This window comes from Stenotrophomonas pictorum JCM 9942 (assembly GCF_001310775.1).
Taxonomy (GTDB): Bacteria; Pseudomonadota; Gammaproteobacteria; order Xanthomonadales; family Xanthomonadaceae; genus Stenotrophomonas; species Stenotrophomonas pictorum.
Genome location: NZ_BAZI01000115.1, coordinates 1 through 7846 on the forward strand (window position 1 = coordinate 1; position 7846 = coordinate 7846).

The 7846-nt window shown below is 63.7% G+C and carries 11 protein-coding genes and 2 pseudogenes; 7 read left to right on the top strand and 6 right to left on the bottom strand.

What is annotated here, in order from left to right:
* Positions 1-296: 296 nt before the first annotated feature.
* The gene (locus JCM9942_RS07735; protein ID WP_145974331.1) at positions 297-554 is read left to right on the top strand and encodes a hypothetical protein; all 258 of its coding nucleotides are present in this window, start codon (positions 297-299) and stop codon (positions 552-554) included.
* Positions 555-838: 284 nt separating this feature from the next.
* Here JCM9942_RS07735 and JCM9942_RS18930 read toward each other — a convergent pair whose 3' ends face one another.
* Together JCM9942_RS18930 and JCM9942_RS07740 are read right to left on the bottom strand one after the other, a co-directional pair.
* The gene (locus tag JCM9942_RS18930; RefSeq protein ID WP_157722818.1) at positions 839-985 is read right to left on the bottom strand and encodes a hypothetical protein; all 147 of its coding nucleotides are present in this window, start codon (positions 983-985) and stop codon (positions 839-841) included.
* Position 986: 1 nt separating this feature from the next.
* Positions 987-1175, bottom strand: a complete 189-nt coding sequence (locus tag JCM9942_RS07740; RefSeq protein WP_054658890.1) for a hypothetical protein — start codon at positions 1173-1175, stop codon at positions 987-989.
* A 274-nt stretch (positions 1176-1449) separates the two neighbouring features.
* Between JCM9942_RS07740 and JCM9942_RS07745 the strand changes: the two genes are divergently transcribed.
* The 6 genes from JCM9942_RS07745 to JCM9942_RS07760 all read left to right on the top strand — a co-directional run bounded on the left by JCM9942_RS07745 (position 1450) and on the right by JCM9942_RS07760 (position 3581).
* Positions 1450-1719 (top strand): hypothetical protein, encoded by a 270-nt coding sequence (locus tag JCM9942_RS07745; protein ID WP_145974332.1) that lies wholly within the window; start codon positions 1450-1452, stop codon positions 1717-1719.
* Between the two features lie 70 nt (positions 1720-1789).
* On the top strand, positions 1790-2068 hold the full coding sequence (locus JCM9942_RS07750; RefSeq protein ID WP_054658892.1) for a hypothetical protein: 279 nt from the start codon (positions 1790-1792) through the stop codon (positions 2066-2068).
* A gap of 96 nt (positions 2069-2164) precedes the next feature.
* A complete protein-coding gene (locus JCM9942_RS18935; RefSeq protein ID WP_157722819.1) occupies positions 2165-2320 on the top strand; it encodes a hypothetical protein in 156 nt (51 codons plus the stop codon).
* A gap of 68 nt (positions 2321-2388) precedes the next feature.
* A complete protein-coding gene (locus tag JCM9942_RS18940) occupies positions 2389-2646 on the top strand; it encodes a hypothetical protein (RefSeq protein ID WP_145974333.1) in 258 nt (85 codons plus the stop codon).
* A 79-nt stretch (positions 2647-2725) separates the two neighbouring features.
* Entirely contained in the window at positions 2726-3229 is a 504-nt protein-coding gene (locus JCM9942_RS07755) for a lipocalin family protein (protein ID WP_054658893.1), read from the top strand.
* Positions 3230-3257: 28 nt separating this feature from the next.
* Positions 3258-3581: a hypothetical protein gene (locus JCM9942_RS07760; protein WP_054658894.1), complete on the top strand. Its 324-nt coding sequence runs from the start codon at positions 3258-3260 to the stop codon at positions 3579-3581.
* A 286-nt stretch (positions 3582-3867) separates the two neighbouring features.
* Here JCM9942_RS07760 and JCM9942_RS07765 read toward each other — a convergent pair whose 3' ends face one another.
* The 4 genes and pseudogenes from JCM9942_RS07765 to JCM9942_RS07780 form a co-directional block, all read right to left on the bottom strand.
* Positions 3868-4548 carry a L,D-transpeptidase gene (locus JCM9942_RS07765; RefSeq protein ID WP_054658896.1) on the bottom strand — a complete coding sequence of 227 codons (681 nt, stop codon included), beginning with the start codon at positions 4546-4548 and terminating at the stop codon, positions 3868-3870.
* A 153-nt stretch (positions 4549-4701) separates the two neighbouring features.
* Positions 4702-4958 (bottom strand): annotated as a pseudogene (locus JCM9942_RS07770) (hypothetical protein).
* A 235-nt stretch (positions 4959-5193) separates the two neighbouring features.
* Positions 5194-5907 carry a single stranded DNA-binding domain-containing protein gene (locus JCM9942_RS07775; protein WP_054658895.1) on the bottom strand — a complete coding sequence of 238 codons (714 nt, stop codon included), beginning with the start codon at positions 5905-5907 and terminating at the stop codon, positions 5194-5196.
* A 275-nt stretch (positions 5908-6182) separates the two neighbouring features.
* Positions 6183-7735: pseudogene (locus JCM9942_RS07780) on the bottom strand (calcineurin-like phosphoesterase C-terminal domain-containing protein).
* Positions 7736-7846: the final 111 nt, after the last annotated feature.

A 7846-nucleotide genomic window follows, 5' to 3' on the forward strand; every position in this document is an offset into this window, starting at 1 on the left:
CGATTTCACGCGCTGTTCCCCGCCGCGCGCGACCTGCCGGTTCCGGCGTCAGGGCCGCCCTGATTGCCGCTGCAGGCGGATATGCCAGCGCGCGTGCGGTGAATCCAGCGGCCGGTTGCTGGGGTCCGCTGGCGCGGCCGGAGGTGGTTCTCACCTGAACGATGGCCCCGTCCGGCGCATGCGGAGCGCCGCCATTGCTGCCGGCTGCGTCACGTTTGAGCGGGTTTCAAACGCTTCCTGCAGGTTCTGTTAACCCCCGCTCCCTTAGAAACGGGTCCCCACATGCGTGGGGATTCATGGGAGGCACGCCATTGAAAGGCGTAAAGCTTTATCTGGAAGGGCCCGGGCGCGAGTGCCGGCCGGTCAGCTTCGTTTCAACCGAGGAAGTCCGCGCCGCAACCCTGTCGCGCATCAGCGGCCGCTCCGGTGAGGAGTCGGTTGAAATCACGCTATTGGCCGATGCCGATGGACACCTCGCCCGGCAGATCGACCGCGAGGGCTTCCGCTACAAATTCGATGGCTCCGAAATCAGCTGGAGCCTCATCGTTGCCTGATCAAAAGCCCCTCCCGGAGGGGCTTTTTCCCGGGGCCAGGTGGACCACCCGGCTACCCATTGGACTCAACGCCTGCGCGCCGCTTCCTTCCGGCACTATCTCCCCGGCGCCACAACCCGCTGACCGGGGGATGCGGCCAGCGGGCACCACCACGCGGACTATCGCCAGCCCGCGTCATCTTGTCCGGACCGTGACGAGCCTGCCTACCCAAGCTCGTTGTCACGCACTGCCCGCCGCTGAACAACGTGGTGTCCCCGCGGTGAACCCCGACAAGAACCTCTCACTCACTTGTGCTGACGGTCCTGTTGTTGCTTCTGGTCGTGCGGCTTCTGGTCATGCTGCTGCGGGCTGCCATGCCGCTGCGAGTTGTCGTCTTTGCCCGGCGAGCGCTGCTCGTGGCCTTTCTGCGGTGTTTGCGGAGTGGTCGGCATCTCATTGTTCCTCTTCAAATTCGCCCGGCGCCTGACGCTCCAGTTCAGGAGCAGGATCGCCGGGCAGATCCGGATTGCGCGTGTCGGGCAGATCCGGGTTGGGTTGATTCGGATTGCGCGGATCCCGTGTCGGATCCGGACGATCCGGATCGCGGGGCGCCTCCGGATCGGTGGGATTCGGGGTGCTCAAGCACGTGCTCCATCCACGCGACAACGTCGTCGCACGTACACGGTGCGCGTTGTGCCGTTAACCGGCAGTCCCCGAATCCGGAAGGGGGCTCACGGGGTGACCACCAAGCCAACTGGGGAGCGCGCCGCGTGCCCGGCGCGTGACAATCGCCGTTGCAGGATGCAAGGCGATTGGAGAAAGAACAGGGACGGACGAATCGCTCATCACATCGCACGGTGGAAATAGGCCTATGTTGGGCGCGGTGCGGGCACTACCTGTGCTCCGGATGCTGATCATGAACTACGAAGAGGTACGCGCTGACCTGGATGAACTGGCGCTGGAGATGACAACATCAGCACATGCATGGTCCCGCTCACAGCGCCTGGACAAGCTCAGATCCCTTGCGATTCTGACCCGGCGCGCTTTGAAAGCGGCATCCGGATCGGTAGACGAACTGGAGCGCAGCAACAATATCGACTCCCTTCTGGACCGGATAAAAAGCATGGTGTCTGCCGCGGAACAGCTGGATCAGCTCAAGGAAGACTTCCGGAACCGCAGAACATGACATCTCGCAGATATGCGAAAGACAGGGGAAGAACCCCCACCTGCGAAGATGGCGTACCTGGCTGCGCATCATGAACAATCAACGCGATCGCGACTTTGTCGACGTAACCGCCGAGCTTGGTTACTGGCGGACTCGGTACAGTGATGGCGCGCTTATCGGGGACAGTTTCATCAACGACTGCAATCCGGTAATCAAACTTGCCTGCGACATCTATATCCGCAATCCGCATGGAACGCGCAGTGCGTGGCACTCCGACCTGCACCGTCATCTATCGGGCAAGATGAGCATGGACCAGAGAAGAATCTCGGATCAGATAGCCGGTATGTGCTGGGATCGGCTTGTTTCCTGATCAGCCCGTTCATCCTCAGAGCGCCAATAGCACACCGGGGTAACACACAAAGGGGAAAGATGCTTCTGCGATGATTTCATCGCAATGGAGTAGAAGATGAGTAGCCTCAATGTAACAGCCAGCCCCCAGAACCCGCAGGAACGTGATCCGAAGCGGGCACCCGGCGCGATGCCAGAGCATGACACCAACCGCAAGGATGCGGACACCAAGGAAGGCAAGACCCATGACGGCAGCAAGCCTCAGCAGAAGTAACAGCAACTGCTGCTAAACAAATGGAGAGCTGCGCCAGCGTGCGCAGCTCGTCCTGAGGATCATCAACGGTGAAAACGGTGGCCCAGGCCAAGGCACTGATGGAAAAAATTGCCTATCAGCTTCGCCCTCCCGAGACGACCACGATGGCGCCTTGCAAGCTTTGCGGAAAAAGCAGCCCGGGAGGTCAAGCGTGCGCCGAGTGCCTGTGTCTGCAGTTGGAAACCCTGATCCAGAACAAAGGCGCCGTGGTGCGATGGTCCAAGTCGGTCAAGGCCGCTGCCGAAGATGAGGCGACCATCCTGACCTACGCAAAACGAGCGAAGTAGCCAGGTCCTGGGACCCGTTCCTGCTGCACGGACAGTTCATTGTCGCGATCGTTGACAGCGTGGAAATACAGGCATTCCCATGAACACCACTATTCACACCGCATCCTATGTCGACCTCCCCCGCTATCTTGGAACCTGGTACGAGATTGCCAGGAAGCCACAACATGGCGACAACCCGGACGCACGAGATCGGGTGTGGAACTTCACCAGGGACTCGGACGAACCCATCCACGTTTCCCACTCCTACATAGGTGAGCGCGACGCGCTGGAGGAATCTTCCGGTGTTGTCCGGGTATCCGACAGCGCCCATGCGAGATTCTCGATCAGCTTCATGCCGGATTGGCTGCAATGGGTTCCCTTTACCCGGGAGAAATTCTGGATTCTGGGAATTGATGACGACTATACGACCGCCCTTATCGGGGAGCCTGGCATGAAACGACTACATCTGCTCCACCGGCACGCCCAGATGGACCGGACTGTCGCAACCGGATGGATTGAGACCGCCCAGCAGCAAGGCTATGACACTTCCGACATTGTTTGGCCCGAACAGTCCGGCACCATCTACCTGAATCAAGTGCAGTGAGCGCCAGATGTCACTCTTGAGCATCCCTATGCCGACCCCTGACCCCAGACAACAGTTCATAGGCGAATGGAACGTCTGGGAGGAAGCCAGCTTTGCCGTGTTCCGCTTCTCACTTATTGATGATGGACTGGCAGTGACCTTCATCGACGACGTGGAAGGAGTGGAGAACGCCATCAGCGACGTCCGCTGGAATACGGAGGAACCCGCGCTGTACTTCACGGTGCAGTGGATGAAGGGCCCGACGCATCGCTACCGGATTTCGCCCGATGCCGATGGCAACACGCTTGAGGTTTCCATCACCGCAAGCTGGGTCGAGACCTGGGCACCGATGCCGGTGTACAAGCCCCACTGAGAATCTGACTCCCACGTTCCCGTTGGAGTTCCAGCCAGGGATCCAGGACCGGCGCGTCGATTTGACGGTGAATCCATCAGGCTCAATCCGATCCCGCACCATTTACCTGCCAGCTACGGCCCCCTGCCCCTTGGCGCAGCTCGATCATACGATCGCCGAGCCGGACTCACCCGCCGACGCATAACCGGAGCGCGTGATCGGATTCGAAGATCGTACCGGATGCGCTGCAGGAGTCTTCCGTCGCGGCACTGCCTCGTACCTCAAAGGCATCACACCAACGCACCGTTCAGTGACGGGCGGCCCCTGCGTTGGCTTCCTGATTACTTTCCACCGGCCCGCGACTTTGCACGAACTCCGGGAAGGTCTCGGCCAGCGGCGCGGTGTCCGGCAGGATGTAGAACACCCCGCCCCGTTCGAACGTGGGAACGACCACCTGCTCGTAGAATTCGGGCGAGACATTGATGCAACCATGGGTGATGCGGTTGTCGTCCGGCGACGGCGACGCAAGGCGCTCGACGCGTCTCTCAGCCGGGACGCCGGTCGCCGTGGGGTGCATGGATACCGCCGAATCGTAATCCACCCACAGCACGCGGCCGGCGTCGATGGAGGGGCCGAAACCGCCTATAAAACGACCGGCAGGCGTGGTGCGGTCCTTGCCCGGAATCTCGCGAAGCGCCAGACCGGCAATGCCGGGGGCCGTGTGGTCACCCACCGCCGAACCAAACAGTCCGGGGGCGGCGCCGCGAAGCCGGCCGTCACCGTCGAATACCAGCACCTGGGCGGCGGCCTTGTCGATGATCGTGAACGGATAGCCCTGGCTGTCCTTGCTGGCAACCACCCAGCCGGCCAGCTCGATTACCGTGTCCGACACGGTCTGATCCGGGGGAAGCTGGTCGACGTCGGCCATCGGATGCGCGGCGGCATCCTGTGCATTGACTGGGCCAACACTTGCCAACGCCAGTACCAGCGCGCCACACGCGGCGCGGATCGCGGAATAGATACAGGTATTGATGGGACACGTTCCTTGGAGCATGGAGCGGCTTAAGAAAAACCCCCGGTGGTCAGCAAGGACCACCGGGTTTGAAGCGCACACCCTTGGTCAGCACGCGCGTAGGCGCGATCAGCCGCGCGGCTCGCGGCGCGGTGCGGTTTCGAGCTGCTGGACGCGGCCTTCGAGTTGATCCAGGCGCTGGTTGGCCCGCTGCGCGGACTGGTTGGCCGATTCGGCGCTCTGGGCTGCGCTCTGCACCTTCGTGTCGAGCGAATCAAGCGCGTATTGATCTTTGCAAAATCGTCACGGTAGGTGGCGCAGCCGCCAAGACCGAGGGCGGCGACGGCCGTCACTGCCAACACCAGATTTTTCTTGGTCAGAAACATTTCACTTCTCCTTTCTCACGTCTGGACCACGGAAATATTGCGGACTTTTTGCACAGACATGATTGCGCCGCACGGCGTTGATGGACTGTGAAATGCCGCTATCCCTGCGTATTCAGGCGTAAATCCGCGCATGTCGCGGTGTAGCCGCGTGACTGCGGCCAACGCGGAAGATCGCACGCGTCTGATGCCCTGGATGCAGGCGCCTGTTTGTCGGTGCCGGGTTCATGCGCCCCCCTTACGGTGAGGGGGCTGCCGGCAATGGCAACGGCGATGCACCGTTATCGATCCGCGACAGGCGCATGCCTTCAACCCGCTCCTGCTGCGCCTGCGCCGGTGCGATCGCCAACGGAATGAGGGGCACTGCGCGCTCATCCGGCGCCAGCAACGTGATGCTGCTGGCGGCAAGGGTGGTGACGGTGTCCGCTGGCGTGCCGCGCGCGACGGAATGACCGGCGCTGCGCGGCTGTTCGGCGGTGTCGGCCTGTGGCACCTCGATCACTTCGCCGTTCACGACGATGCGGTCGCCGCTGCGCACGCGATTCCCCATGCGCATCGTGAATTCGGCTTCGGCCGGCATGTTGAGCGCGGTGTCATAGCCGCGATCAAGCACGAACAGCGCATCGGAGGTGGCAGGATCGCCGTCGCCTTCGTCCTGCACGAACCAGCCGACCACGCGGCCGCGATTGCCCTCGCCCAGCGTCTCGCCCAATTCCTGCGCGATATCGTCGCCATCGCCGGCCAGGCTGCGCACCACCACGCCTTCGATCAGCACCTGCTCGCCGAGCAGCGGGCTTACCGCGCCACTGCCCTGCACCTGGCCGATCAGGCGGCGCCCGGGGTCCATCGGCTCGGCTGCGATATCACCGTCAGCGGACAGCGGGAATCCGCAGCCACTGCACGCCAGCACCGTCGCGGCCAGCACGGTGTAGATGATTGCTCTGTGTTGCATCGACTCCCCTGCCCCCAGTTGGCACCCCCGCGCAAGCCTAGCGTGGCGGTGGTGCGGTATCCATCGGGCATCGGAGAACAAGCGGGCGACAAGGAGTTGATGCCGCCAATTCCACCGACGCGACTGCAGAGGGAGTGCAGCGTGGACATGGCCCGCAGCGGGTGTGCCGGTCGGGGCGGCGCCATCTGACGGACATCGGGAAACAGGCCAACGGCGCTGGGTGGGTAAGGCCAACCCGGCCTGGGCGGCTGTCTTTGGCCGATGCCCGCCTCCGCTCAGGGTGTGGCGTTCTGCAGCCGGTAGGTGGTGCGGCGGCTGTAGACGGTGCCGTTCAAGGTGGTGCGCACCTCTACCGTGTGTTCGCCTTCGGCCAGTGTGGTCGGCAATGCGGCGCGCCACAGGTGACTGGAGGGGGTGGCCTCGGGCGAGCGGTCGTAGCCGCGCAGCGCCGTGGCCAGGTCATCGGCGATGTTTTCCTGCAGCAGGCGCGGATCGGGCTGCTCGATGCGCTTCATCGGCAGCCAGGGGCCGTCATCGACGCGGAACTCCACCGGCAGGCCGTCATAGCCCATGAACACGTTCGCGTACACGCCCCATGCCGGGTAGGCGCCGCGACGCAGCACGCGCGGGGCATGCAGCGCGATCTGCTCGCTGGCCGGGGCTCGGGCGGCGCGGTATTCCACGCTGTAGCGGCCCTGCGGCTGCACGTTGAGCAGGCCGTACCCATTGGGCGTGCCATCGGCCATGGTCGTGTCGGGAATGCCCTGGGCGTCCTTCACCCCGGACCAGAACGCACCGCAGGCCGCGCCGACGTTGTATTCGTGCAATGGGGTGGCACCATTCCAGCCGCGTGCGGCATCCCAGAAGGTCTGGCTCTGTTCGTGGGTGTGGCCGCTGAGAATCAGCCGGTTGGCGCGGTTCTCCAGCAGCGCGAACAGGCGCTTGCGGTCGGCCTCGCGGAAGCGGTGGTCGAACAGCGGAATGTGCACGCCGATCACCAGCAGTTTGTCTTCCGGCACGGTGGGCAGATAGCGTTCGAGGAAGGCGAACTGGTCCTCGCGCAGGCCACCGATATAGGCCGGTTTCTGCCCCGGCTGGGCGATGATGTCGTCCAGGCCGATGAACACCATCGTGCGTTCTTCCCAGGCATAGGTGTCCGGACCCAGCGCGCGGTGATAGCTGGCCAGCGAGGTGGCATCGCTGCGCGCGTCCACATCCATGTCGTGATTGCCCGGCACATGCAGCCATGGCACCCTCAGCGAGGTCACCGCCGCCACCAGGGCCGGATACAGCGCCGGATCATCGTTGGTGATGTCGCCCAGGGTCAGGCCGAGCCGGGCCTGATGGGTGCCACGCAGCGGCGCGATGAGGTCACGTTCGAAATAGCCACATCCAGTGCGTTGCTGGTCTGGCTGTCGGCCATCAGCAGGGTCTGGAAACTGGCCGGGGCGTCCGCGTCGGGCACCAGTGCGAACGGCGGGCACTGCGCATCGGCATCGGCCGGGCGCTTGCCCTTGAAAGCGGCGGGCGCACTGCCGGGGCGCCAGATGTCCGGTAGACCATCGGCGCGGGCGGCGGCGCGGTAACCGGCTGGCTTGATGACAAACACCGTGGGCTGGGTCGAGGCCGGCAGCCGGTAGCGGCCTTGTGCGTCGGTGCGCACGAGATGCTCACCATCGGACACCGCGATACCGGGCAACGGCTGCTCGCCGGCATCGCGCAGGCCATTGCCATTGGTATCGGCAAACACCGCGCCGTCCACACAGCTGGCGGCCGCCAGCAATGGCGCGCAGGCCAGCCACAGGCCGGCAAACAGGGAAAGACGCATGACAACCTCGGCAGACAGACAGGCGGTTGCCATTATCGTCGCCCGTGGCGGCCCCGGCATTACCGGAATTGGCGGGCGGCCCGCGGCGGCGGTCGGGCCGCATGCCGCGGG